Origin of the sequence: Microbacterium zouquanmingi, from assembly GCF_052266675.1 — a bacterium.
In the GTDB taxonomy this organism is placed as follows: Bacteria; Actinomycetota; Actinomycetes; order Actinomycetales; family Microbacteriaceae; genus Microbacterium.
Genome location: NZ_JBQPRA010000001.1, coordinates 351,508 through 376,104 on the forward strand (window position 1 = coordinate 351,508; position 24,597 = coordinate 376,104).

Consider the following 24,597-nt stretch of genomic DNA (forward strand, 5'->3'; position numbering starts at 1 on the left):
GTCCTCCGGGTCAGCCGAGCACGCCTCGACCGTCGCGGAGCTCGAAGACCAGTTGAGTCTCGGTGCCGCGCACGACCGGATGCACCGTGATGTGCTCGAGGACGATGTCGCGGAGGGCCGCGGCATCCCGCACTGCCACATGCAGGAGGAAGTCATCGACGCCCGCGACGTGGAACACCTGCAGCACCTGCGGTGTCGCGACGAGCGCATCGAAGAGCGCGTTGACCTTGTCGCCGGTGTGGTTCGCAAGGCGTACCTTGATGATCGCCTCGAGCGGGAAGCCCAAAGCCGCGTGGTCGAGCCGGATACGGGAGTCGCGGATGATCCCGCGATCGCGCAGGCTGCGCACGCGGTGCGCGCACGTGGATTCAGCCAGGCCCAGCTGCTGCGCGAGCGCCTTGTTGGTGAGGTCGGCGCGGGTGCTGAGGGCGGCAAGCACTCTCAGGTCGACTTCGTCGAGTGGGGAATTCGCCAATTCGGCCACCTCCAGGGCGCTCGATTCTTGTAGAAAAATGCGAGAAGTTCTGATCAGACGACGGATACTGTCGGATTCTCCTATTCTCGTTGGGATTCCGGCAATGTGGAAGCATGAGTGACCAGTCCTTGCATCCTGACACCGTCGCCGTCCACAGCGGGCGCGGTGACCTGACCGACCTCGGGGTCCACGCCCTGCCGATCGACCTGTCGACGACGAACCCGCTGCCCGACGTCGAGCGCGGCGGTGACTCCTATGAGGCGATGGCGACCGGTGGGCGACCGCCTGCGGATGGCAGCATGGTCTACGCCCGACTGTGGAACCCGACGGTCGGCCGTTTCGAAGAAGCTCTCGCCGAGATGGAGCACGCCGAGGCATCCGTTGCGTTCTCCTCCGGAATGGCGGCGATGACCGCCGTGATCCTCGCGATGACATCGGCCACGGGCAAGCGGCACGTCGTCGCCGTCCGTCCGCTGTACGGCGGGACCGACCACCTGCTCGGCTCCGGCCTGCTCGGTACCGAGACGACTTTCTGTCACGCCTCTGAAGTGGGCGTCAGCATCCGCCCCGACACCGGACTCGTCGTCATGGAGACCCCCGCGAACCCGACTCTAGAGCTCGTCGATATCGCTGCGGTCGTCCGCGCGGCGGGAGACGTGCCGGTTGTCGTCGACAACACGTTCGCGACCCCCATCCTGCAGAACCCGCTCGATCATGGTGCGGCGATGTCACTGCACAGCGCAACGAAGTACCTCGGCGGGCACGGCGACGTGATCGCCGGCGTCGTGGCCTGCAACGAAGAGACCGCCGAGGCGCTGCGCCGGGTGCGTGCGATCACCGGCGGCGTGCTGCATCCGCTCGGCGCCTACCTGCTGCACCGCGGGCTCACGACGTTGCCGGTGCGGATGGCGCGCCAGCAGGAGAACGCGCAGGCGCTCGTGCAGTGGCTGATCGATCAGCCAGGCGTCGACGAGGTCTTCTTCCCCGGACTCGACGGCGACCCCGACGGCATTCTGGAGCGGCAGATGCACGGCACGGGTGCGATGATCGCGATCCGGATGCGGGGCGGCTACGCGGCCGCGAGCGCTGTCGCAGGGTCGGTGAAGCTCTTCACACATGCGGTCTCGCTCGGCGGAGTGGACTCGCTCATTCAGCATCCGGCCGCCCTCACGCACCGACCGGTGCCGGCGGATGCCAGGCCGGATGCTGATGTGCTGAGACTCTCGGTCGGTCTGGAGCACGTCGGCGACCTGATCGCTGACCTTGCGCAGGCGTTCGCGACGGTTGTGGACTCCGAAGAGGCGGCTCGCGCGGCTGTTTCCTGACTCGCGCGGCTAAAAACTGCTCGCGCGGCTGAAACTTCTGCAGCGTAAGCAGTTTTGAGCAGCGCGGAGGCCGCATCAGCTCCCGGCGAGCCACTTTCCGAAAGCGTCGAACGAGTACTCCCGCCCGAGGAATGCGGCCACCAGGTCGGCGGCATCCGCTGATCCTCCGCGCGCGAGCACCTCGTCGCGGTACCGGCCCGCGACGTCGGCGGCGAACAGGTCCTCAGGGTTGAATGCGCTGAACATGTCCTTCGCGATCACCAGGCTCCACATGTACGTGTAGTACGCCGAGCTGTAGCCGGTGAGGTGTCCGAACCCGGACTGGAAGTGCGTGTCGGCCAGCGGCGCGATGACCGAGTATTGGCGGGAGAGCTCGGCGATCGCGACATCGTGATTGTCCGGACGCTCCTGGTGCAGCCAGTACGAGACCGCGGAGTAGAAGATCTGCGTTCGCGCCCAGAGGCCGCGATCGGAGTCCGCGGCCTCATGCATGCGAGCGACGAGGTCGGCCGGGATCGGCTCGCCAGCGGCATCCACGGCGAAGGTGCGGAGGATGTCCGCATCCCACGCCCATTCCTCGAGCATCTGCGAGGGGGCCTCGACGAAGTCCCATTCGGTGGCGACGCCCGAGAAGCGCACCCACTTCTGGTCGCCGCCGAGCACATGGTGCAGCAGGTGACCGAACTCGTGGAACAGGGTCTTGACCTGCTCGTGCTCCATCAGCCCGCGCGGGAAGTTGCACACCAGTACGCCCTCGGGCAGCTGCGTGCCGCGCACGCCCCGTACCAGGTCGAACTGCGCGGCGTGCTTGTACTTGCCCTCGCGCGGATGCAGATCGAGATGGATGCGTCCGATGCGCTCCCCGCCCCGCAGCACGTCGTAACTCGTGACATCGTCTGCCCAGGTCGGCGCATCCACCGCGCGGTACTCGAGGCCGAACAGGCGGCCCGTCACCGACAGTAGCCCCTCGCGCACCCGAGAGAAGTCGAAGTACTCGCGCACTGCCTGAGCGTCGACGTCGTACTGCTCGCGGCGGATGAGCTCGCCGTAGTAGTCCGAGTCCGCAGTGGTGATCTCGGTGAACGACGGGTCGTCCTGCTGTGCGCGGGCGAGGAGCGCATCGGCATCGGCCTGCGCACGATCAGCCGAGAGTTCGGCGATGCGATCGATGAACTCGGCGATCGCGCCACCCGTGCCGATCATCTTCACTTCGGCGTCGTAGTCCGGCCAAGAGCTGTATCCGAGCAGGCCCGCCTGCTCTGCGCGCAGGTCGAGCAGTTCGTGCAGCAGTGCGTCGTTGGCAGGCCATCCGCGGGAGTTGTACGCACGGGCGATCTCTTCGCGGGCGGCACGATCATGTGCATACGCGCGGAACGGCCGGAAGTCGGGATAGTCGGTCGTGATCTCGACGAGTCCGTCGTCGCCGGCGGGGTGCGATGCGCGGAAATCGTCGGGCAAGCCGTTGAGACGCTCGGGAGCAATACGGATGCTGCGCACATCGTCGCGGACATGGCGCGAGAACTCCTGCTCGATCACGGTGATCCGGGCTGCGATCTCGGACAGGCGCGCACGAGTGTCATCGTCCTGGTCCACGCCGCCGCGGCGGAAGTCCCGCAACGTGCGATCGAGCAGGCGGGCGGCGTCGGCGTCGAGTGCGGATGCATCGACGGCAGCGAGCACCGCGTAGAGCTCGCGGTCCTGATCGCGTTCCGTGACGAAGGATGCCGCGTTCTGCATCCGATCTTCAGCGATCTCGCGCACCGCAGCATCGGGGTGGACCTCAGAGAACAGCTCGGTCATGCTCGCGGCGTTCATCACCGCGGTGTCGCCGATGTTCCAGAGCTCGAGGGTCTCGAGCGGGGTGCGTGCAGAGCCGTCCTTCAGCTGCCCGGCGACGTCGCGCGCGGTGCTCAGTGCGGTGTCGGCGCGCTCGGCGACGAACACCGCCCAGTCAGATGCGGGCAGGACGAGAGGTTCGATGGCCATCGATCCAGCGTATGCGCTGCCAGAGCCGCCAGAGCGCGCCCTGGCGCGGCGCGAACAGGTAGACGAGCGCGAACACGCACCCCTGCACGACGACCACGAGTCCGCCGGATGCCGCATCCACCCAGTAGCTGAGATAGATCCCGACCACGCTGCACGCCGCTGACATAACGGGAGCGATCACCAGCATCCGCCCGAACCGGTCGGTCAGCAGATACGCCGTCGCTCCGGGGATGATGAGCATCGCCACCACGAGCACGACGCCGACCACCTGCAGGGCGACGACCGCCGTGAGCGCGAGCACGCCGAGCAGCAGCGCGCCAAGGAACCGCGGTGACAGCCCGATCGCGAAGGCATGCGTCGGATCGAAGGCGTACAGGGTGAGGTCACGCCGCTTGACGACGAGCACGGTGAACGCGACGGCGGCAAGCACACAGATCTGCACGAGGTCGGCATCCGAGACGCCCAGGATGTTGCCGAAGATGATGTGATTCAGATCGGTCTGGCTCGGCGTCACCGAGATCATCACGAGCCCCAGCGCGAACAGGGTCGAGAAGACGATGCCGATCGCGGCATCCTCTTTCACCCTGCTCGTCCCACGGATCAGTCCGATCAGCCCCACCGCGAGGAACCCGAACACCAGCGCCCCGAGCGCGAACGGTGCACCGAACACGTACGCGAGAACGACGCCGGGCAGCACCGCGTGCGAGACCGCATCGCCCATCAGCGACCACCCCACCAGCACCAGCCAGCACGACAGCAGCGCACACACCACCGCCGCGATCACCGTCGTCACCAGCGCGCGCACCATGAAGTCGTACTGCAGGGGTTCGAGGATCCAGTCGAGAATCATGCTGCCTCCTCCGGAGAATCCAACCCGAACGCCCGAGCGAGATTCGCCGGCTCGAGCGCCTCGGCCACCGACCCGTGGAACAGCGCTCGCCGCAGTAGCAGCACTGCCTCATCCGCAAGAGCAGGCAGCGCATGCAGGTCGTGCGTCGACACCAGCACCGTGCGGCCGGATGCCGCGAGCTCGCGCAGCAGCCGCACGATCGTCGCCTCGCTGCGCTTGTCGACGCCCGCGAACGGCTCGTCCAGCAGCAGAACCTCGGACCCCTGGGCGATGCCCCGAGCGACGAAGGCCCGCTTGCGCTGTCCACCCGAGAGCTGTCCGATCTGCCGATCGGCGAGGTCGGTGAGCTCGACGCGCTCGAGAGCCTCTCTTACGGCATCCCGATCTGCAGGCCGCGCTCGCCGCAGGAATCCCTGTCGTCCGTACCGCCCCATCATCACCACGTCGCGCACCGAGACCGGAAACGCCCAGTCCACGTCTTCGCTCTGCGGCACGTACCCGATGAGGCCGCGCTTCCGGGCGGATGTCGGGTCGCCCCCGTTGATCGAGACGACACCGGATGCTGGCCGCACCAGCCCCAGAATCGTCTTGAACAGCGTCGACTTGCCTGAGCCGTTCATGCCGATGAGTCCGGTGACGCGGCCGGGCTCGACGCGCAGCGACACGTCATCGAGTGCGAGCACCTCGCCGTATCGCACAGTGACACCTGTGACATCGATCATGGCGTCGTCCCGGTAAGTCCGGCGACGATCAGATCGGCATCGTGGCGGATCAAGTCGAGATAGGTCGGCACAGGACCGTCGGCCGTCGAGAGCGAATCGACGTAGAGGACTCCGCCGAACTTCGCACCGGATGCCTCGACCACCTGTTGCATCGCTCGATCCGACACCGTCGACTCGCAGAACACCGCGCGAACCTCGTTGTCCTTCACGAACTCGATGGTCGCGGCGATCTGGCGCGGCGTCGCCTGCTGCTCGGCGTTGACGGGCCAGATATACGCCTCCGCGAGTCCCGCATCTCGAGCCAGGTACGAGAACGCTCCTTCGCACGTGACCAGCGCGCGTTCGTTCGCCGGCAGCTGCGCCAGCGCATCGACCAGGTCGTCCTGCACCCGCTGAAGCTCCTGCTTGTACCCCTCGGCGTTGGCGGCGAAATCCGCGGCGTGGGTGGGGTCGAGGTCGGCGAACGCCTCCGCCATGTTGTCGACATAGCGCTGCACGTTCAGCGGACTCATCCACGCGTGCGGATTGGGCTTGCCGGCGTACGCATCCGCCGTGACGTCGAGAACGTCGATGCCCTCTGAGACGACGACGTGCGGCACGTGCACGGAGTTGACGAACTGCGCGAACCAGGCCTCGAGGTTCAGCCCGTTATCGAGGATCAGTTGGGCGCTGGCCGCCTGACGCACATCTCCCGGCGTGGGCTCGTAGCCGTGGATCTCGGCGCCGGGCTTGGTGATCGACTCGACCCGCAGGTGCTCACCGGCGACGTTCTGGGCGATATCGGCCAGCACCGTGAAGGTCGTCAGCACGACGGGACGATCGTCCGGCGCGTCGGTCGGTGGACCGGAGCATCCGGACAGCGCGAGAGCGCTCATCGCGAGGAGCGCGAGCACGCGACCATAATTTTTAGGCACACCGAAAACGTACCTTTTAGGCGCACCGAAAACAACCGATGCCCGTCGCTTCCGAGGCGCGTTTGTGGACGCCCAACAAGAAACCAAGTACCGATCCTCGTGAAACTTAGTTCCTGGTGGCAAAGCGCGGAGGCTTTCCGCAGCCCACCCATACGATCACCAGTGGCGACGACGCCACAGATCCTTGGAGCCTCAATGACGAGTTCTACGCCTCACGTGCACGGCAATGGCCTGCGCATCACTGTCATCATCCTCGCCGTGCTTCTTGCCGTGATGGTGGCGCTCTTCTTCATGACGACCGGAAAGATCGCCGCCGGTGCGGCCGAACTGTCCGATGGAACCGTGACCGCACATGAGGGATCGAGCGACCTCGCCATCGGTGCGAAGGACCTCTCTGAGGGCGCGGGCAAGCTTGCTGCGGGCACGGAGGGCCTCGCCGATGGCGCATCCAGCGCACACGACGGCTCGAAGAAGCTCGCCGCCGGCGCACTCAGTGCCTCGACCGGCGCAGCCACGCTTGCCGCCGGTGCAGACACGCTCGCCGCCGGTGCCGCGAGCGCTCAGGACGGCGCTGGCCGACTCAGCTCTGGCGCTCAGACCGCGCTGACTGGCGCGCAGGACCTGACCGCCGGTGCGCAGAAGCTGGATGCCGGCGCTCAGACCGCCGTCACCGGCGCTCAGACCCTGGCAACCGGTGCGCGCGACGCGGACGCGGGCGCCCAGCAGGTACTCGGCGGCGTGACCAACCTCGCGGCTGGTGTCGCAGGGGCGCACCAGGTCGCCGGTCAGGTACTCACGGGAGCCGACAATCTGAGTGCTGGTCTCTCTGCCGCAGTCACCCCGCAGCTGCACGGACTCGCAGCCGCCGCACCCACGATCTCGGTTGTCGCGGCTGAGGTGCCGCAGAACTCGCAGACCCTCGCTGATGGGCTGGCAGCGCTCGCCGCCGCTCATCCAGAAGACACGCAGCTGCAGCAGCTGGCAACCCTTGCCGCCGGCGTCGATGCGCAGGTCGACGGCATCGCCGGTGCCGCTGCCGCAGCGCCAGCACTCGCGCAGGGCACGATCGACGCCGCAGCAGGCGCTCAGGGCCTCGCAGCCGGAGCAGGCGCACTGGTCTATGGCAACGCCGCTGCCGGATGGCCGGGCACCGTGGCACTGGTCGATGCGAAGCAGGGCGCTCCGGCGCTCGTGCAGGGTGCGACCGCACTCAAGGCCGGCACCTCTCAGCTCTCCACCGGTGCGCAGCAGCTCGCCACGGGGCTGCAGCCGCTGAAGGCCGGCACCTCGGACCTCACGGCGGGCGCGAGCCGCCTCTCGGGTGGTCTTTCGACGCTGTCCGACGGTGCGAGCTCGCTGCGCGAGGGATCCGCACGACTGAACTCCGGTGCCACGGCCCTGAACGACGGCGCAGCCTCGCTCGCCGAGGGCACGGCCACTCTGCAGGCGGGCGCCGCCGACCTCAACAGCGGCATCGGTGCTCTCTCCGAAGGTGCGACGACGATCGCCAGCGGATCCAGCGACCTCGCCGAAGGCGGCGGACGACTCGAGGCCGGCGCCGCCGACCTCGCCGCGGGCAACGGCCAGATCGCCGACGGTTCGGGCACTCTCGCAACCGCGACCGCACAGGCTGCGCCGTCGATGCTGCCCTGGATGCTCGGCGCAGTGCTGATCGGCCTGATCGCCATCGGATTCTGGGTCGGTCACCGGGTCAGCCACCGCCGTACGCTCGCGATCGCGTAGGACTCAGCAGACGAATCCGCTCACGGCAGATCGGCCGTGAGCGGATTCACGCTCTCTGCCCGCGGATGCCGCACAGGGTGGAGACATGAGCGAAGACACACCCATTCCGCATTTCGGTCCTGAAGCCAGACGAGCACTGTTCCACGAACGCGTGATCGTGCTCGACGGCGGGCTCGACGATGACAACGGCACGCTGCTGATGACGCAACTGCTCACCCTCTCGGCAGAGGATCCGGCATCAGACATCGCGCTGTGGATCCACTCGCCGGGCGGCTCCGTCCCATCGATGCTCGCAATCCGCGACCTCATGAAGCTGATCCCCAACGACGTCGCCACCCTCGCCCTCGGCATGGCGGCCAGCGCCGGGCAGTTCCTGCTCTCCGGCGGCACGAAGGGCAAGCGGCGGGCCCTCCCGCATGCCCGGGTCCTCATGCACCAGGGCTCAGCGGGGATCGGCGGTTCTGCCGGCGAGCTCGAGACGCAGGCCGACGATCTTCGGCACATGCGCGACACGGTGCTCGGCCTCATCTCCGATGACACCGGGCAGACGACGGAGCGCATCTTCGAAGACTCGCTGCACGATCGCTGGTACACCGCGGCACAAGCACAGAAGTACGGATTCATCGACGAGATCGTCGACGACTTCGCACAGATCTTGCCACCGCGCAGAGCGCGAGTCGGCCTCGGAGCGGAAGGACCCAAGTCATGAGCAGCTACACGATCCCGAACGTCATCGCGCAGCATCCGCGCGGCGAGCGCGTCATGGACGTGTACTCGCACCTGCTCGCAGAACGCGTCATCTACCTCGGGACCGGAATTGATGCCGGTGTGGCGAACGCACTGATCGCGCAACTGCTGCATCTGGATTCAGACAGCCCAGACACCGGCATCCAGTTCTACATCAACAGCGAGGGCGGAGATCCGGGGGCGGCGCTGGCGATCTACGACACGATGCAGCACATTCGCCCTGCCGTCGCGACGACCGTGATCGGTCAGGCAATCGGCCCGGCGGCGCTGCTCGCCGCGGCCGGCGCACCCGGTCAGCGAGCGGCTCTCGAGCACGCGCGCATCGTGCTCCATCAGCCGGCCGGACAGTCGCGCGGAGCGATCCCCGATCTGATCCTCGCCGCCGATGAGGTGGTACGGGTACGTTCGGATCTGGAGTCCACCCTCGCACGCCACACCGGCCGGACCGTCGAAGCGCTGCGCGCGGACACCGATCGGGATCGGGTGTTCACTGCATCCGCAGCGCTCGCTTACGGACTGATCGACACCGTGCTTGGGGAGCGGACGACGAACCAGTAGTCCGCGCAGACACTCGTCAGCACGGATCACACCCGTCAGCGGAAATCCCGGTTCTGGGCTGACATCTGTGATCTGGGCTGACGGGCGTGCAGAGACTCACGCCGCGAGGGCGAGAGCCCCGCGGGCGCTCGACACGACGGCAGCTTCCACCGTCGTGGTCGAGCGCAGCTCCTCGGCCACACTGCTGGTGAGATCGATGAGCGTGGTCTCAAGGGCGCCTGCGATGGCAGCGATCATCTCGCTGGAGGGCTCCTTGAGTCCGCGCTCGACCTCGGAGAGGTACTGCGGCGAGACCCCGGCCTTGGCGGCCGTCTCACCGAGCGTCTCTTCGTGCTCGTGACGCAGGCGACGCAACTGGTCGCCGAGCATCTCGCGCCACAGCGGTTCAGGGCGACGAGGTGCGGGACGGGGGAACGCGAGGATATCAGCCATGGTTCACGGTAACGCCGAGATCCGAACGTGCGACAGCCGTTCTGCTCAGAGCAGAAACGCGCTCAGCCGGCGAGCTGCTCGGCGAGGAATGCCGCCTGCTTCTCCCAGTGCAGTCCCTGGCCACCCTCGTGCTCGTTGAAGTGGTAATCGACGATCTCGGATGATCCGCCCCAGCGGTTGTGCGCGGCGTACACCGTCGAGGGAGGGCACACCGGGTCGAGCAGGGCGACCGAGAAAAGTGCGGGGGCGGTGGCGCGCCTGGCGAAGTTCACGCCGTCGAAGTACGACAGCGTCTTGAAGACGTCTGTCACGGCTTCGCGGTGCACGGCGAGATACCGCACGATCTCCTGGTACGGATCGCGGCCGGTCATGCCCACCGCGCGCTCGAAGTGGCACAGGAAAGGCACTTCGGGCATCGCGGCGGCAAGGCCGGTCGCGAGTCCTGCCGCTGCGATCGCGATGCCACCGCCCTGGCTCCCGCCGCAGATGGCGACGCGGGCGGCGTCGACGCGGTCGAGAGAGCGGATCGCGTCGATCGCGAGCACAGCATCGGTGAAGACCCGGCGGTAGTAGTAGTCGTGCGGGTCTTCGATTCCGCGTGTCATGTAACCCGGTACTGCGGGCCCCGTGCCGTGCGGATCGGCGGTGGTGCCGCCGGTGCCCCAGACGCTTCCCTGGCCTCGGGTGTCCATGAGGAAGTACGCGTAACCCGAGACGGCCCATCCGAGACGCTCGTGCGGAAGACCCCGCCCGCCCCCGTAGCCGATGTACTCCACGACGGCAGGCAGCGGCTCATCGGAGCCCGCTGGCAGCAGCAGCCACCCGCCGACGGGGTCTCCGCCGAATCCGCTGAAGGTGGCGTCGTAGACCTCGACCGACTGCAGAGGAGAGTCGATGCGCCGCAGCTGGATCGGCTGCGCGAGTGCACGCGACTCCGTGAGGGTCTGCTCCCAGAAGTCATCGAAGTCCGCGGGCTCGGCCACTTCGGGGCGGTACGTGCGCAGCTCATCTACGGGCAGGTCGAAACGCGGCATTGCGGAGTCCTTCGCTTGGGGGTCGCCCGGCAGTTTATCTGTGCATGCGGCTCTGCGTTATCTCGATCGGCGCTTCCCGCGGAGGCAGTGCACTCGTTAGGCTTGTCGGCGAGCTCCGAGTCTCGTTTCTCCTCACAAATCCGCAGCCCCATCTCCTCTTGCTCCGACCTGGCTCGGTATCGCGGAGATCGTGCGAGGCGCACCGTTCCGAAAGGTGGAACCCATGACCGATAACGGCGAGAACCGCACAACCCAGGATGGGGATTTCTTCGATCAGCTCGCGCAAGGACAGTCGCGCGAACAGGACAGCTTCACCGTCGGATTCCGCGGATACGACCGAGGTGAAGTGGACGCTGCGGTCGCAGGCCTTCGCATGCAGGTGCAGCGCGTGGAGAACGAGCTCGCTGATGCTCGCTCTGGCGTGAGTCGCGACGTCGAGTCGGTGCGCGAAGAACTCGATGCCGCACGGGCGGAGAGCGAGCAGCTCGCCGCGGAGCATGACGCACGAGTCGCTGAGATCGAGAAGCAGCAGGACGAGAAGATCGCCACGGCTCGCGCCGAGGATGAGGAGCGCATCGCCGCACTCGAGGCCGATCTCACTGCCGCCCGTGCGCAGGTCGAGGAGGCCGAGCAGCAGGTCACTGCACTCTCGAACGAACTCGTGGATGCGCCGCGTGACGATGACTCGGCAGGATCCCGACTGCAGTTCGAGGCCGTTCTGCGCGTGGCCGAGGAGCAGGCATCCGTCCTCATCGAGAACGCCGCAGTGCAGGCCGAGCGTCTGCTGCAGGCCGCACGCGAGGAGATCGATGGCCGCCGCACCGAGCTCGCCACCGAGGTCGACCGCGTCACCACGCAGGCCCAGAACGATGCAGATCAGGTGCGACTACGCATCGACACCGAATACACCGCGCACGAGGCGCGTCTTGAGCGCGAGGCCGCGCACGCCGCCGAGAAGGTCAACCAGGCCGAGCAGGAAGCTGCAACCGTCCGCACCGAGGCCGAGAAGGGCGCGGCCGCGCTGCGCTCGATGGTCACGCGCGAGACGACGCAGCAGCGAGCGGATGCTGAGCGCGAGGTGCGCGAGATGAACGCGCGCGTCCTCGAGTTCGAAGAGACCCTGACGCGCCGTCAGGATGACGCGCAGCAGGAGTTCCTGCTGCTGCACAACCAGGCGGTTGCGCACGCCGAGCGCATCACGACCGACGCGAACGAGCAGGTCGCGTCGTCGCTCGAGCACTCCAAGCGGATCTCCGCCAAGGCCGACGACTATGAGCGGCTGATGCGCTCGCAGTCGCAGTCGATCGAGGCCGATGCGCAGATGCGCGCACGCGAGACCCTCGACCGGGCGCGCCAGAAGGCGCAGAAGATCGTCAGCACCGTCATCGGTCACACCACCGACGTGGTGCGCGATGCTGAGGACCGCACCCGTCAGCTGCGCTGGCAGCAGCAGCAGCTGAACAGCTTCATGGCCGAGGTGCGCGAGCTGATCCGCCCCGACGGTGTGCTCGGCACGGATGCTGCGGATGACGGCGACACGGATGACGCCGATGACGTGGACGTGCTCGAAGAGGGCGACGAGATCATCGAGTTGGCTCCGGAAGACGATTCCGATGACGATGACGATGACGATGACGATGACGATGACGAGGACGATGACGAGGACGAGGACGACGAGGACTGAGCCATGACCCACCTGGTGACTGCCACTGAACTGGCTGGCCTGATCACTGCGGAAGCAGTGCGCGTCCTCGACGTGCGGTGGCAGCTGGGCAGGACAGACGGTCAGCAGGAGTATCTGGCAGGTCACATCCCCGGTGCGGTGTTCGTCGATGTGGAGAAGGATCTGTCGCGATCCGGCGCTCCGGCTGAAGGACGGCATCCGCTTCCCTCGACAGAGCAGGTGCAGGATGCCGCGCGGCGTTGGGGTCTCGATGACGGCGATTCCGTCGTCGTGTACGACGACGGAATCGGAGTTTCCGCTGCCCGAGCCTGGTGGCTGCTGTCGCACGGAGGCGTTGACGTGCGCGTGCTGGATGGCGGCTGGGCTGCCTGGAAGGCGGCAGGTGGCGATGCGGAGAGCGGATCGGCAGAGTACACCCCCGGCATGATCACTCTGACCGATGTCTCAGGCGACAGCCTGACGATCGATGAGGCGGCAGCCTTCCCCGAGCACGGGGTGCTGCTCGACGTTCGCGCACCGGAGAGGTTCCGCGGCGAGGTCGAGCCGATGGATCCGATCGCAGGTCACATCCCGGGTGCGGTGAACCTGCCGACCACCGTGCACATCGGGGAGGGCGGCACGCTGCTCGGCGCGGACGAGCTGCGCGCGAACTTCGCGGCAGTCGGCGTCGACGCCGACACACAGGTCGCGACCTATTGCGGTTCGGGGCTCACCGCTGCCCACACTGCACTGGTGCTCGCGGAGGCAGGAATCGACGTGAAGATCTTCCACGGCTCGTGGAGCGCGTGGTCGAATACCCCGGGTCGTCCCATAGCTACGGGCGCGTAGACTGGAGTGATCACCCCGGAAGACCGAGGATCCGTCATGTCTGCCCCTGCTCGCACGTTCTCTGTGCGCCACATCCAGTTGCTGCGCGCGCTGTTCGCTGCGGCATCCGCACTCATGATCACGTTCTCCTCCGATCACTCGGCCGCTGTCGGCTTCGCCGTGTTCGGTGGATTCGTCGCTGCGAGCGGGTTCCTTCTGATCGTCGGAGCCTGGATCGTTGCATCCGCCGGCACTCGCTGGCCGTTCATCCTGCTCGCTGTCATCGACCTGCTCGCGGCAATGGCCAGCAGCGTCCCGACCTGGCGCACCGACGGTGCGTTCTTCATCGTCGTGATCGTCTGGGCTGCGGCATCCGGTCTCGTCGAGCTGATCGCGGGGCTTCGCGGTCGCCGCACAGACCCGACCTCGAAAGACGCCATCACGATCGGCACGCTGGGTCTCGTGCTCGCGGTCGTGCTTGTGTTCATCCCGTCCGACTATGCACTGCAGTATTCGGTCGATGGGGCGGGAGCGCTGACGCTCTCTGGAATCATTCTCGCGGTCGGCATGTTCGGCGGCTACACGGCGATCGTCGCGGTCTTCCTCGCGATCGCCGGCTTCTCGCCGAATCGTCCCTCGTCATCGGGTGCGGCATCTGCGACAGACGGGGTGGCTGATTCCGGCGCATCCGCGAGCGAATCGGTCGAATCGGGAGGCACCGCGTGAGCGAGAAGAAGTCGACACGTCGAGAGCTGTTGCGTCCGCTGCATCTGCTCGGCATTGCGCTGGGAACCGGGATCTTCGCCGCGGTCGTGACGTTCGTCTCGACCGGAGCATTCACGTCGCGAGTCAACAGCGCGATCTCCAACGGCACCTACACCGGTCTCACACCGCTCGTGCTGGGACTCGTCGTCGGCGGGGGCGCATTCATCGTGACGCTGCTCGTCATGTCGATGCTGATCCTCGCGGTCGACCCGCGTGAGTACGAGAAAGAGACGCTCGAGCGTCCAGTGCTGTACGACGAAGAGTCCGGCGACGAGCCCTCGAGCGATGCCGCGAACTCGGGATCATCGTCACCCTGAGCACCCGTATCCGATGACGAGTGAAACTGCGCGTGTGTCGTCAGACGTGCTCCTCGGTGTCTGGCTGCTGGGCCTTGCTGGTTTCGTCGACGCGATCGCCTTCATGGTGCTTCAGGGGAACTTCGTCGCATTCATGTCGGGGAACACAACGGTCATGGGGTATGCGGTAGCTACTGGTCGGTGGAGCCTCGTCGGTGTGTCAGCGGCCTTGCTCATCCTGTTCTTCATCGGCTGCGTGGCCGGGGCATCGATCGTGCGCTGGGGCGGCTCGAGGGGGCATCGCGGCGCGATGATCCTGCTGGCTGCGCTGACCATCGTGGCCGCGATCGTGGCGAACACCGCATCGGCGCATTTCGGAGTGATGCTGATCGCGGTCGTCGGCGGGCTGACGAGTTCGGTCCTGGCTGCGGACACCGATGTGAAGGTCGGGCTGACGTACGTCACTGGAACCTTGGTGAAGGCAGCCCACCAGCTGGTGGCGGGTATCGGAACACCGCATCCGTGGAGCTGGTTGAGTACCGCAGGTTTCTGGTTCGTTCTTGCCGTGGGAGCAGCACTCGGCGGAATCGCCTTCCACGGACTCGGCACCACATCGCTGTGGATTGCCGCCGCGATGGCTGTCGTGGCGTGCGTGCTTCCCCATCGGCGAGCCCCCAAGGGGCAATGAGCGCTAAAGCACCGCAGCATCGAGCGCGACGTTCGCCGCGCGTCGACCCTCGTCGATGAGCCGGCTGACGTCACGCATCGTCCACTGAGCCATCCGCTCCATCTCGGGTTGGATCAGGATCACGTTCGGATCGCGAGCGAGGTCAGCGGTCTGCGTGATCGTGCGCATCATGCGGACGTTCTCCCACTTCGCGTGCAGATGCACGACGATCACACGCTCGGCGCCGAGCTCTTTCGCGGCCGCGTGGGGAACGTTGTCGATCATGCCGCCATCAGCGAGCAGTCGGCCATCTGATCGCACTGGTGGGAGGAGCCCCGGGACGGCGATCGTCGCGCGCAGCGCAGTACTCAGCGGGCCCTTGGTGAGCGTCACGGCGCGACGCGTGCGCAGGTCTGTGGCGACGGCTCCGAAGCGGCGAGGGAGCTCCTCGATCTGCGGGTCGTGGCCGAGGAGTCCGTGGATGGCGTCGGTGGTGATGGTGGTATCCAGCAGTCCCCAGCGCGGCCGCAGGGTCCACTTCGCGATCCTGTTCCAACGGAACCGGCGCGTGATGTCTTCGATAGCCGCGCCGTCCAGACCTGCAGCGTACGCCGATCCGACGAGGGCGCCGGAGCTCGTGCCGGTCACGATGCCCGGACGGATGCCGCGCTCTTCGAGAACTCGGAGCACCCCCGCGTGAGCTGCGCCGAAGGCACCGCCGCCGCTCAGGGTTACGGCAAGGGTCGCGTCATCGCCGTTCGGCTGCGGATCTGTGGGCACGAGGTGACCGTACCACCGACTTGCTGTGGCGCAGCGGCCGCGCTACTTCGCGAGTCGCTCGGCGATACCGGTGTAGGTCGCGGGGGTGAGCGCGAGCAGGCGCTGCTTGGCGGCGTCTCCGATCTCGAGACCTCCGACGAACTCCGCCAGCTCTGCGGCGCCGACGCGGTGACCGCGGGTGAGTTCCTTCAGCAGCGCGTAGGGGTCGCTGATCGTCGAACGGCCGGCGACGACCTCTGCGCGGATGACGGTCTGGATGGCCTCGGCAAGGACCTCCCAGTTGTGGTCGAGGTCATCGAGCAGCACCTCGCGCGCGAGCGAGATCTCGCCGAGGCCGCGGCGCAGGTTGTCCAGCGCGAGCAGCGAGTGCCCGAACGCGACGCCGATGTTGCGCTGCGTGGTCGAGTCGGTGAGGTCGCGCTGCATGCGGCTGGTGACCAGCGTCTGCGACAGCGAGCCGAGCAGGGCCGCCGACAGCTCGAGGTTCGCTTCGGCGTTCTCGAAGCGGATCGGGTTGATCTTGTGCGGCATCGTCGACGACCCGGTCGCACCGGCGACGGGGATCTGCGTGAAGTAACCGATCGAGATGTAAGTCCAGATGTCGGTCGCGAGGTTGTGCAGGATGCCGCCGACGTGACGCACCCGGTCGTAGAGCTCGACCTGCCAGTCATGCGATTCGATCTGGGTGGTCAGGATGTTGAAGCCCAGACCCAGTCCCTCGACGTACTCGCGGGCGATGGTGGGCCAGTCGGCGTCGGGGTCAGCCGCAAGATGCGCTGACCAGGTGCCGGTCGCGCCGGAGAACTTCGCCAGGTAGTCGGATGCTGCGATCTGGGCGCGTACGCGCTCCAGACGCCATGCGAAGACGGCGAGCTCCTTGCCCATGGTCGAGGGCGTCGCGGGCTGTCCGTGCGTGCGGGAGAGCATGGCGGCATCCGCCTGCTCGACGGTCAACTCGCGGAGCTTGGCGATCACGGCATCCAGGCCGGGGAGCCAGACGTTCTGGACCGCGCGCTTGACGGTCAGCGCGTAAGAGACGGAGTTGACGTCTTCACTCGTGCACGCGAAGTGGGTGAGCTCGGCGATGGAGTCGAGCCCGAGGGCCTGGAGCCGGTCGCGCACGAGGTACTCGACGGCCTTGACGTCGTGGCGGGTGACGGCCTCTTTCTCCGCCAGCCAGTCGATCTCGGCCTGGCCGAAGTCGCGGTAGAGGCCGCGCAGGCGCTCCTTGTCAGCATCCGCCATGGGAGAGGTCTCGAACAGCGAGCGATCGGTGAGAGCGATGAGCCACTCGACCTCGACCTCGACGCGGGCGCGGTTCAGGCCCGCCTCGGAGAGGTAGTCGCCCAGAGGGGCGACTGCGGAGCGGTAACGGCCATCGAGCGGGCTCAGGGGCTGCACGGGGAAAGCGTTCGGGGTAGTCAGGGGAGTCCTCCTGATCGGGCCCCTCAGTTCTGGGGCGACGTGTGCTGCGATGGCGTCGTGCGGGGCTGAGCGCGCACCCCGCGATTGCTGCGCAGCGCGGGTTCGAGCTGACGGAACAGGCCTCGGCTCGCCGTTTCAATCATAGCCAGCACCGAATCGAACGTTGCGGTGTCAGCGTAGTAAGGGTCGGGGACATCGAGGCTTTCGGCTGCGCGATCGTAGGCGAGCAGAAGGGTGACCTTGCCCTCTTGATCTTCGTCGCGCGCCCACTGGCGCAGGATGCGCTCGTGGGTGCGGTCGAGTGCGACGATCAGGTCGTTGTCGGTGAAGGATGCCGCGGTGAACGGTTTCGCGCGGTGGCGGGAGCCGTCGTATCCGCGGCGTTCGAGTGCTTCGATGGTGCGCACGTCCGCACGCTCTCCCACGTGCCACTCGCTCGTGCCGGCGCTGGTCGAGACGATGTGTGACCCGAGGCCCTGATGTTCGGCGAGGTCGCGGAAGACCACCTCGGCCATGGGCGAGCGGCAGATGTTTCCCGTGCATACGAAGAGGACGCGGAAGGGATCCGTCGGGGACACCCCTCCATTGTGCAGGTCACCGACTCGTTCTGCACAGCGATTGTTCGGCGCGGAGTTCGCACGGTTCGTGGGTTCTCGGTATTCGGGCGGTGTGGGGGCGGATCATCCTTGCCTCATGTTGAATTTCATCGCGGCCGACGCTCTTGCCTCTGATGCCCTGTTCGCCTGTTGTTCGGCACAGCGAGCGCTGCGCGATGCGATCGCCGCACACGAAGAGGCGGCGGCGGCGCTCGTCCCACTCATCGCCGACAGTGAATGGCACGCGAAGGGAGTGATGGCGCTGCACGAGCTTCTCATCGACCTCAGAGCCCGAACGGCAGGAGAAGTCGGCGAGCTCGAGAATCGCCTGCATGAGGTCCAGACGCTACTGGCGTCATGAGCGACGAGATCGAGGTCACGCACGGCGGTGCGATCGCCGTCGATCCCGATGCGCTTCGCGCGGTGGCCGATGCGCTCATCGCGCTCGCGCCGAGACTCGCGGATGCCGCGGCCGCAGCCCGTCGCGCGCACGGATGCCTCGTCTCGGTGCCCGGCGCCTCCGGCGTGCTCGACAGCACGGCGTTGTGGGGGAGTGCCGACCGGGCGGAGGCTCTGCAGGCGGAGTGCCAGACCGCGGGGGAGGGCGCCGCGTTGATGGCCGATGCGTACGAACTCGTCGAGCGCAGGGTCGAGCTACACGCGCTCGCCATCCAGGGCAAGGCGCCGTCTGATGGTCTCCTGGATCGCATCGCAGAGCTCGAAGTATCTGATCCGCGGGTGAGTGAGATGCGAGTGTGGCTGCTGGCCGGGTGGCAGAAGGGACGCTTCGAGGGCCTCGACGATCAGTATGAGCTGGAGTGGAAGGGCGTCGGCACGAGCCTCGATACGGGAGTGCTGTTCGCCATGTCGACGATGCTGGGCGCGGCAGGCATCGGGCGATTGCCGCCCGGCGCGCGCCTGAGCGGGAATGGCGGACCCATCTCGGTCACGCCCGTGCGGTCTGCATCGCCGATCGGGCCGCCGAACACGATCGCCGAGGGACTCAGACGGCTTCCGGACGCTGGGGGCGCCCAGATCAAAGTCGAGAAATACACCATGCCCGATGGGTCGCGGAAGTTCGTGCTCTACGAGAAGGGAACGCAATCGGGCGGATACGGCGGAGAGAACCCCTTCGACGTGAAGTCGAACATCGAGCTGTACACCGGCCAGGAGTCCGCGTCGTACGCGGCGACGCTCGAGGCGTTGAGAGAGTCGGGCGCCCAGGCCGGCGATGACGTGCATGTCTACGCCCATTCTCAGGGCGCGATGAATTCGGCGTACCTGTCATCGCAGAGCGAGTTCGACGTGACGGTGCAGGTGACTGCGGGCAGCCCTGTGCATCCGAGCGTCAGCGACCATCAGCTGCTGATAGAACTGCGCCATACCGATGACATCGTGAGCAGTCTCGCCGGTGGTGGGGTGCCCGCGGGGACCGGGTCTGCCGACAGCATGGTCGTCACCCGGGTCGGCGATCCGCCACGAGTGATGCATGATCTCTGGGTTCACACGCATTTCGAGGATCAGTACATCGAGACTGCAGAACTGCTCGAAGCATCCGACGACGTGCGCCTGGAAGCATGGCGCGACAAGATGCGAGAGCTGAACGACGCCGTATCGATCGAGTCGACGGAATACGTCGCGAAACGGGAGTGAGGTCAGTCGCGACGCTTGTTCTTCTGCGGGCGCAGGATGCCGCCGAACACGGCGTTGATGATCGCGATGATGATCGCCGCGAGCACGCCCCACCAGAACGATCCGAGCGTCAGGCCCCAGCCGAAGCCCGACGTGATCCAGGCAGTCAGCCACAGCAGGAAGCCGTTGATGATTAAGCCGATCAGGCCGAGAGTGAGGATGTACAGCGGGAACGCGATGATCTTGATGACCGTCCCGATGATCGTGTTCACGAGCGCGAAGATCGCGCCGACCGCGAGCAGGGTCAGCACGAACTGCAGCATCTCGCCGGGAGGGAACGCAGTGATGTCGACCTGCAGTGCAGGGATCAGCGTCACCACCCACAGGGCGAACGCGTTGATGACGACTCGGATGATGAAGCGCATAGTGAATTCAGTCTTGCACGCGATCAGCCGTGCGTCGATGGTGCCCGTGCGTCGATTGCGTCCGGCGGCGCCACTCGTAGACTGAGCCCGTGACCGAGCCGATCCTTCCCCGCATTCGTCCTGAGATCGCCGCCCTCGCGCCGTACCGGCAGGGCAAGCAGGCGGGCCCCGACGCGTTCAAGCTCTCCAGCAACGAGAACCCGTTCGAACCCCTCCCGTCGGTCATCGAGGCGCTCGAGAGCACCACCCCGATCAACCGGTACCCGGATGCATCCGCCACGCGCCTGCGCGAACGCCTCGCCGCCCGCTACGGCGTCGAGCTCGACGAGGTACACGTCGCCAGCGGCAGCGTCGCCATCCTGTACCAGCTCGTGCAGGCCGCAGCATCCGTCGGCGACGAGATCGTCTACGCCTGGCGCTCGTTCGAGGCGTACCCGGGACTCGTGCTCGTCTCGGGGGCGACAGGGGTGCAGGTGCCGCTCATCGAGTCGGACGACCTCGACCTCACCGGACGCCACGACCTCGATGCCATGGCGGATGCCGTCACCGACCGCACCCGCGCGATCATCGTCTGCACGCCGAACAACCCCACCGGTCCCATCATCACCAGCGCCGAGTTCGCCGCGTTCGTGAAGCGCGTCCCCGCCGACGTACTGATCATTCTCGATGAGGCATACGCCGAGTTCGTCACCGCCGAAGGCGCCGTCGACGGCCTCGGGGAGCGGGTCTTCGAGGAGCATCCGAACGTCGTCGTGCTGCGCACCTTCTCCAAGGCGTACGGGCTCGCCGGCCTCCGTGTCGGCTACGCGATCGGACACTCGAAAGTGCTCGATGCGGCTCGTGCGACCGGCGTCCCGCTTTCGGTGACCTCCGCAGCCGAGATCGGCGCCATCGCGAGCCTCGACGCAGAAGCCGAGCTGCTGCAGCGCGTTGCAGTGATCGTCGAGCGGCGCACCACCCTCGTCGCAGCGCTCCGCGCACAGGGATGGGCGGTGCCGGACAGCCAGTCGAACTTCGTGTGGCTGCCCACGGGTGAGCGCACCATCGAGATCGCCGCGGCCTTCCATGCCGCCGACGTCGTCGTGAGGGCGTTCTCCGGCGACGGCATCCGTATATCCGTCGGCGAGCATGAATCCGTGGAGAAGGTCCTACAGGTTGCGCAATCCGTTGTGGCACCCCTCCAGCAAGAGATCTGAGAGAGCGGATAGCGTAGAACGGTGACTTCGTCAGAGACCGAATTCGTCCGCGTCCTGGAGGCGGATGGCACTTACGCGCCCAACGCCGCCGCAGAGCAGTATCTGCCACTGATCGAAGCGATCAGTGACGCGGAACTCGAGCAGTTCTATCGCGACATGGTCGTCATCCGCGCCATCGACAATCAGGCGACCAACCTGCAGCGACAGGGCCAGCTCGCCCTGTGGCCACCGAGCCGCGGACAGGAAGCCGCTCAGGTCGGCTCCGCGCGTGCCGCGCGCGCACAGGACACGATCTTCCCCTCGTACCGGGAGCACGCGGTCACCCGCATCCGCGGCGTCGATCCGCTCGGCATCATCAAGCTCATGCGCGGCGTCTCGCACGGCGGCTGGGATCCCACGGACCCGGCCAACGGCAACACACGCCTCTACACCCTGGTGCTCGGGTCGCAGACCCTGCACGCCACCGGGTACGCGATGGGGCTCGCCTTCGACGGTCGCAGTGGGACCGGCGACCCCGAGCGCGATGAGGCTGTCATCGTCTATTACGGCGACGGCGCCTCCAGCCAGGGCGATGTGCACGAGGCCATGGTGTTCGCCGCCAGCTACCAGACGCCCACCGTGTTCTTCCTGCAGAACAACCAGTGGGCGATCTCGGTCCCTGTCGCGACCCAGACCAGGGCTCCATTCGCGCAGCGTAGCGCCGGCTACGGCATCCCGAGCGTTCGCGTGGACGGCAACGACGTGCTCGCAAGCTACGCCGTCTCGCGCATCGCGCTGGACGAGGCGCGCGCAGGCCGCGGGCCGCGCGCGATCGAGGCCGAGACCTACCGGCTCGGTGCGCACACGACCAGCGACGACCCATCGAAGTACCGCACAGCCGACGAGGAGCAGTCGTGGGAGAAGCGCGATCCGGTCACGCGCATGCGCGCCTTCCTCGAGAACAAGGGCGCATCGGCATCCTTCTTTGATGACGTGGATGCCGAGGGCGCCGCGGCAGCCGACGACCTGCGCGTGCGCACTCTCGAACTCGGCCCGCCGCCGGTGAACACGATCTTCGATCACGTGTACAGCGATCCGCATCCGCTCATGGAGGAGCAGCGCGCATGGCGCGAGCAGTACGAGGCATCGTTCGAAGGGGGAGCTCAGTGACTCTCGAGACCATGCCGCTTGCCAAAGCACTCAACGCCGGCATGCGTGCTGCGATGGAGAACGACCCGAAGGTCCTGCTCATGGGTGAGGACATCGGAAAGCTCGGCGGTGTCTTCCGCATCACCGAGCACCTGCAGCGCGACTTCGGCGAGAAGCGCGTCCTCGACACCCCGCTCGCTGAATCCGGCATCGTCGGAACCGCGATCGGCCTCGCCATGGCGGGATTCCGCCCGGTGTGCGAGATCCAGTTCGACGGCTTCGTCTTCCCCGCCTTCGATCAGATCACCTCGCAGCTCGCGAAGCTCACCAACCGGCACGAGGGCGCGGTGTCGATGCCGATCGTGATCCGGATTCCATACGGCGGACACATCGGCGCCATCGAGCACCACCAGGAGAGCCCAGAGGCGTACTTCGCGCACACTCCGGGTCTGCGCGTGGTCTCGCCGTCGACGCCGAACGACGCGTACTGGATGATTCAAGAGGCCATCGCCTCGAACGACCCGGTCATCTTCCTCGAGCCCAAGAGCAAGTACTGGCAGAAGGGCGAGGTCGACCTCGAGCAGTCGGCCGTGCCGCTGCACACCTCGCGCGTAGTCCGCACGGGAACCGACATCACTCTCGTAGGTCACGGGGCGATGGTGACGACGCTGCTGCAGGCGGCTGCGCTCGCCGAAGGCGAGGGAACCAGCTGCGAAGTCGTCGATGTGCGCTCGCTGTCGCCGGTCGATTACGGCCCCATCCTCGATTCGGCGCGCAAGACCGGTCGCATGGTCTACGCGCAAGAGGCTCCGGCCCACATCAGCGTCGGCAGCGAGATCGCCGCGACCGTGATGGAGCGTGCCTTCTACGCGCTGGAGGCGCCCGTGCTGCGGGTGTCGGGCTACGACGCCCCCTTCCCTCCGGCGAACCTCGAGGGAACGTTCTTGCCGGATGCTGACCGCATTCTCGAAGCCGTCGACCGGTCGATGGCCTACTGAGCCCGCTTTTCCGAAAGGCGTCATCATGAGCACGCAGAACTTCACCCTCCCGGATGTCGGCGAGGGCCTCACCGAGGCTGAGATCGTCACGTGGAAGGTCGCCCCCGGTGACACGGTTGCGATCAATGATGTGATCGTCGAGATCGAGACCGCGAAGTCCCTCGTCGAGCTCCCGTCTCCCTATGCGGGCGTCGTCGGCGAACTGCTCGCGGCCGAAGGCGCCACCGTCGAGGTCGGCATGCCGATCATCAGCTTCGAATCGGATGCCGCCGCCGCTGCTCCTTCGGCCCCCGCGGCGCCGGCGGCAGAGGAAGCAGGCGGCGCGGTGCTCGTCGGCTACGGAACCGGTGCCGGCGCAACATCTCGCCGTACTCGTCCCGCCGTGCGGCCAGTGCGCTCATCGGTCGGCGTGATCGCGAAGCCCCCGATCCGCAAGCTCGCTCGCGACCTCGGCGTCGACCTCTCGACGGTCTCCGCGACCGGCGCTGACGGCGAGGTCACCCGCGATGATGTGATGAAGCACGCATCGCAGGCGAGTGTCTTCCGCAACATCGAGACCCCCGAGTGGGGTGCGGTGCGCGAAGAGATCGTGCCGGCACCGACCAATGCGCCGGGCGGCCTTGCGCGCGGGATCGCGCCCACGCCGCGGCCGACGGGGGCGGATGCTGAGCGCACCGAGTCGATCCCCGTCAAGGGCGTGCGCAAGGTCAGCGCTTCGGCGATGGTTCAGAGCGCCTACTCCGCACCGCACGTGACGGTGTGGAAAGAGGTCGATGCCACCCGCTCGATGGAGCTCGTCAAGCGGCTGAAGTCGTCGCCGGACTACGCCGACATCCGCGTCTCACCGCTTCTGATCGTGGCTCGTGCTGTGATCTGGGCTGTGCGGCGCAACCCGATGGTGAACGCTGCCTGGGTCGAGGCCGAGGATGGCGCCGAGATCGCGGTGCGTCATTACGTGAACCTCGGAATCGCAGCGGCGACTCCGCGCGGGCTGCTCGTTCCGAACATCAAGGACGCGCAGGAGCTGAGCATGAAGGACCTCGCCCGTGCGCTGAACCGGCTCACGCTCACGGCCCGCGATGGCAAGACGCCTCCGGCGGATCAGCAGGGCGGCACGTTCACGATCACCAACATCGGTGTGTTCGGGATGGATGCTGGCACCCCGATCATCAACCCGGGTGAAGCGGGAATCCTCGCGATGGGCACGATCACGCAGAAGCCGTGGGTCGTCGACGGTGAGGTGCGCCCCCGCTATGTCACCACGGTCGCAGGCTCCTTCGACCACCGCGTCGTCGACGGGGATGGCATGAGCCGCTTCATCGCCGACGTCGCTTCGATTCTCGAGGAGCCCGCGCTCCTCGTCGATTGAGCTCGCTCAGCAGGTGAGGGGGCGGATGCAGCGGTGCGCACCC

The 24,597-nt window shown here is 66.8% G+C and carries 26 protein-coding genes; 15 read left to right on the plus strand and 11 right to left on the minus strand.

Going from position 1 to position 24,597, the window contains the following annotated elements:
- Positions 1-10 precede the first annotated feature (10 nt).
- Positions 11-475 carry an Lrp/AsnC family transcriptional regulator gene (locus ACTU6V_RS01725; protein ID WP_443469805.1) on the minus strand — a complete coding sequence of 155 codons (465 nt, stop codon included), beginning with the start codon at positions 473-475 and terminating at the stop codon, positions 11-13.
- 113 nt (positions 476-588) lie between these two features.
- Here ACTU6V_RS01725 and ACTU6V_RS01730 point away from each other — a divergent pair, with 113 nt between their 5' ends.
- Entirely contained in the window at positions 589-1,800 is a 1,212-nt protein-coding gene (locus ACTU6V_RS01730) for a trans-sulfuration enzyme family protein (protein ID WP_443474746.1), read from the plus strand.
- Between the two features lie 75 nt (positions 1,801-1,875).
- Here the strand turns inward: ACTU6V_RS01730 and ACTU6V_RS01735 are convergent, their stop codons facing one another.
- From ACTU6V_RS01735 to ACTU6V_RS01750, 4 genes are read right to left on the minus strand one after another with little or no spacing between them, the layout of a single operon-like run.
- Positions 1,876-3,786 carry a M3 family metallopeptidase gene (locus tag ACTU6V_RS01735; RefSeq protein ID WP_443469807.1) on the minus strand — a complete coding sequence of 637 codons (1,911 nt, stop codon included), beginning with the start codon at positions 3,784-3,786 and terminating at the stop codon, positions 1,876-1,878.
- Positions 3,752-4,636 carry a metal ABC transporter permease gene (locus ACTU6V_RS01740; RefSeq protein WP_443469808.1) on the minus strand — a complete coding sequence of 295 codons (885 nt, stop codon included), beginning with the start codon at positions 4,634-4,636 and terminating at the stop codon, positions 3,752-3,754. Before ACTU6V_RS01740 ends, ACTU6V_RS01735 begins: the two co-directional genes overlap by 35 nt.
- Entirely contained in the window at positions 4,633-5,358 is a 726-nt protein-coding gene (locus tag ACTU6V_RS01745) for a metal ABC transporter ATP-binding protein (RefSeq protein ID WP_443469809.1), read from the minus strand. Before ACTU6V_RS01745 ends, ACTU6V_RS01740 begins: the two co-directional genes overlap by 4 nt.
- Positions 5,355-6,233 carry a metal ABC transporter substrate-binding protein gene (locus ACTU6V_RS01750; RefSeq protein ID WP_443474992.1) on the minus strand — a complete coding sequence of 293 codons (879 nt, stop codon included), beginning with the start codon at positions 6,231-6,233 and terminating at the stop codon, positions 5,355-5,357. Before ACTU6V_RS01750 ends, ACTU6V_RS01745 begins: the two co-directional genes overlap by 4 nt.
- 234 nt (positions 6,234-6,467) lie before the next feature.
- On the opposite strand from ACTU6V_RS01750, the gene ACTU6V_RS01755 reads away from it, so the two are divergent.
- The 3 genes from ACTU6V_RS01755 (at position 6,468) to ACTU6V_RS01765 (ending at position 9,320) form a co-directional block, all read left to right on the plus strand.
- On the plus strand, positions 6,468-8,015 hold the full coding sequence (locus ACTU6V_RS01755) for a hypothetical protein (RefSeq protein ID WP_443469810.1): 1,548 nt from the start codon (positions 6,468-6,470) through the stop codon (positions 8,013-8,015).
- Positions 8,016-8,100: 85 nt separating this feature from the next.
- Positions 8,101-8,724 carry a ClpP family protease gene (locus tag ACTU6V_RS01760; RefSeq protein ID WP_443469811.1) on the plus strand — a complete coding sequence of 208 codons (624 nt, stop codon included), beginning with the start codon at positions 8,101-8,103 and terminating at the stop codon, positions 8,722-8,724.
- The gene (locus tag ACTU6V_RS01765) at positions 8,721-9,320 is read left to right on the plus strand and encodes a ClpP family protease (RefSeq protein ID WP_443469812.1); all 600 of its coding nucleotides are present in this window, start codon (positions 8,721-8,723) and stop codon (positions 9,318-9,320) included. Before ACTU6V_RS01760 ends, ACTU6V_RS01765 begins: the two co-directional genes overlap by 4 nt.
- A 96-nt stretch (positions 9,321-9,416) precedes the next feature.
- Here the strand turns inward: ACTU6V_RS01765 and ACTU6V_RS01770 are convergent, their stop codons facing one another.
- On the minus strand, positions 9,417-9,752 hold the full coding sequence (locus ACTU6V_RS01770; RefSeq protein ID WP_443469813.1) for a helix-turn-helix domain-containing protein: 336 nt from the start codon (positions 9,750-9,752) through the stop codon (positions 9,417-9,419).
- Positions 9,753-9,814: 62 nt separating this feature from the next.
- Positions 9,815-10,786, minus strand: a complete 972-nt coding sequence (locus tag ACTU6V_RS01775) for an acetylxylan esterase (protein ID WP_443474747.1) — start codon at positions 10,784-10,786, stop codon at positions 9,815-9,817.
- A 223-nt stretch (positions 10,787-11,009) separates the two neighbouring features.
- Here ACTU6V_RS01775 and ACTU6V_RS01780 point away from each other — a divergent pair, with 223 nt between their 5' ends.
- From ACTU6V_RS01780 to ACTU6V_RS01800, 5 genes are read left to right on the plus strand one after another with little or no spacing between them, the layout of a single operon-like run.
- Entirely contained in the window at positions 11,010-12,470 is a 1,461-nt protein-coding gene (locus tag ACTU6V_RS01780; protein WP_443474748.1) for a coiled-coil domain-containing protein, read from the plus strand.
- A 3-nt stretch (positions 12,471-12,473) separates the two neighbouring features.
- Positions 12,474-13,298, plus strand: coding sequence for a sulfurtransferase (locus ACTU6V_RS01785; protein WP_443474749.1), 825 nt, complete (start codon positions 12,474-12,476; stop codon positions 13,296-13,298).
- A gap of 36 nt (positions 13,299-13,334) precedes the next feature.
- The gene (locus tag ACTU6V_RS01790; RefSeq protein WP_443469817.1) at positions 13,335-14,003 is read left to right on the plus strand and encodes an acyl-CoA synthetase; all 669 of its coding nucleotides are present in this window, start codon (positions 13,335-13,337) and stop codon (positions 14,001-14,003) included.
- Entirely contained in the window at positions 14,000-14,359 is a 360-nt protein-coding gene (locus ACTU6V_RS01795) for a hypothetical protein (RefSeq protein ID WP_443469818.1), read from the plus strand. Before ACTU6V_RS01790 ends, ACTU6V_RS01795 begins: the two co-directional genes overlap by 4 nt.
- Positions 14,360-14,393: 34 nt before the next feature.
- On the plus strand, positions 14,394-15,026 hold the full coding sequence (locus ACTU6V_RS01800; protein ID WP_443469819.1) for a YoaK family protein: 633 nt from the start codon (positions 14,394-14,396) through the stop codon (positions 15,024-15,026).
- Between the two features lie 3 nt (positions 15,027-15,029).
- Here ACTU6V_RS01800 and ACTU6V_RS01805 read toward each other — a convergent pair whose 3' ends face one another.
- From ACTU6V_RS01805 to ACTU6V_RS01815, 3 genes are read right to left on the minus strand one after another with little or no spacing between them, the layout of a single operon-like run.
- On the minus strand, positions 15,030-15,785 hold the full coding sequence (locus ACTU6V_RS01805; protein WP_443469820.1) for a patatin-like phospholipase family protein: 756 nt from the start codon (positions 15,783-15,785) through the stop codon (positions 15,030-15,032).
- 42 nt (positions 15,786-15,827) lie between these two features.
- Complete coding sequence (purB, locus tag ACTU6V_RS01810; RefSeq protein WP_443474750.1) at positions 15,828-17,186, minus strand: adenylosuccinate lyase; 1,359 nt, start codon at positions 17,184-17,186, stop codon at positions 15,828-15,830.
- 47 nt (positions 17,187-17,233) lie between these two features.
- Positions 17,234-17,725, minus strand: a complete 492-nt coding sequence (locus tag ACTU6V_RS01815) for a low molecular weight protein-tyrosine-phosphatase (RefSeq protein ID WP_443469850.1) — start codon at positions 17,723-17,725, stop codon at positions 17,234-17,236.
- A gap of 178 nt (positions 17,726-17,903) precedes the next feature.
- On the opposite strand from ACTU6V_RS01815, the gene ACTU6V_RS01820 reads away from it, so the two are divergent.
- Together ACTU6V_RS01820 and ACTU6V_RS01825 are read left to right on the plus strand one after the other, a co-directional pair.
- On the plus strand, positions 17,904-18,167 hold the full coding sequence (locus ACTU6V_RS01820) for a hypothetical protein (RefSeq protein WP_443474751.1): 264 nt from the start codon (positions 17,904-17,906) through the stop codon (positions 18,165-18,167).
- The gene (locus ACTU6V_RS01825) at positions 18,164-19,459 is read left to right on the plus strand and encodes a hypothetical protein (protein WP_443474752.1); all 1,296 of its coding nucleotides are present in this window, start codon (positions 18,164-18,166) and stop codon (positions 19,457-19,459) included. Before ACTU6V_RS01820 ends, ACTU6V_RS01825 begins: the two co-directional genes overlap by 4 nt.
- Before the next feature lie 2 nt (positions 19,460-19,461).
- Here the strand turns inward: ACTU6V_RS01825 and ACTU6V_RS01830 are convergent, their stop codons facing one another.
- Positions 19,462-19,863, minus strand: coding sequence for a phage holin family protein (locus tag ACTU6V_RS01830; protein ID WP_417509434.1), 402 nt, complete (start codon positions 19,861-19,863; stop codon positions 19,462-19,464).
- Between the two features lie 89 nt (positions 19,864-19,952).
- Between ACTU6V_RS01830 and ACTU6V_RS01835 the strand changes: the two genes are divergently transcribed.
- The 4 genes from ACTU6V_RS01835 to ACTU6V_RS01850 are packed head-to-tail and all read left to right on the plus strand — an operon-like array spanning position 19,953 to position 24,554.
- Positions 19,953-21,059: a histidinol-phosphate transaminase gene (locus tag ACTU6V_RS01835; protein WP_443474753.1), complete on the plus strand. Its 1,107-nt coding sequence runs from the start codon at positions 19,953-19,955 to the stop codon at positions 21,057-21,059.
- Positions 21,060-21,080: 21 nt separating this feature from the next.
- Positions 21,081-22,208, plus strand: coding sequence for a thiamine pyrophosphate-dependent dehydrogenase E1 component subunit alpha (locus ACTU6V_RS01840; RefSeq protein ID WP_443474754.1), 1,128 nt, complete (start codon positions 21,081-21,083; stop codon positions 22,206-22,208).
- Positions 22,163-23,185 (plus strand): alpha-ketoacid dehydrogenase subunit beta, encoded by a 1,023-nt coding sequence (locus ACTU6V_RS01845; RefSeq protein ID WP_443469826.1) that lies wholly within the window; start codon positions 22,163-22,165, stop codon positions 23,183-23,185. Before ACTU6V_RS01840 ends, ACTU6V_RS01845 begins: the two co-directional genes overlap by 46 nt.
- A 25-nt stretch (positions 23,186-23,210) precedes the next feature.
- The gene (locus tag ACTU6V_RS01850; protein ID WP_443469827.1) at positions 23,211-24,554 is read left to right on the plus strand and encodes a dihydrolipoamide acetyltransferase family protein; all 1,344 of its coding nucleotides are present in this window, start codon (positions 23,211-23,213) and stop codon (positions 24,552-24,554) included.
- Positions 24,555-24,597 lie beyond the last annotated feature (43 nt).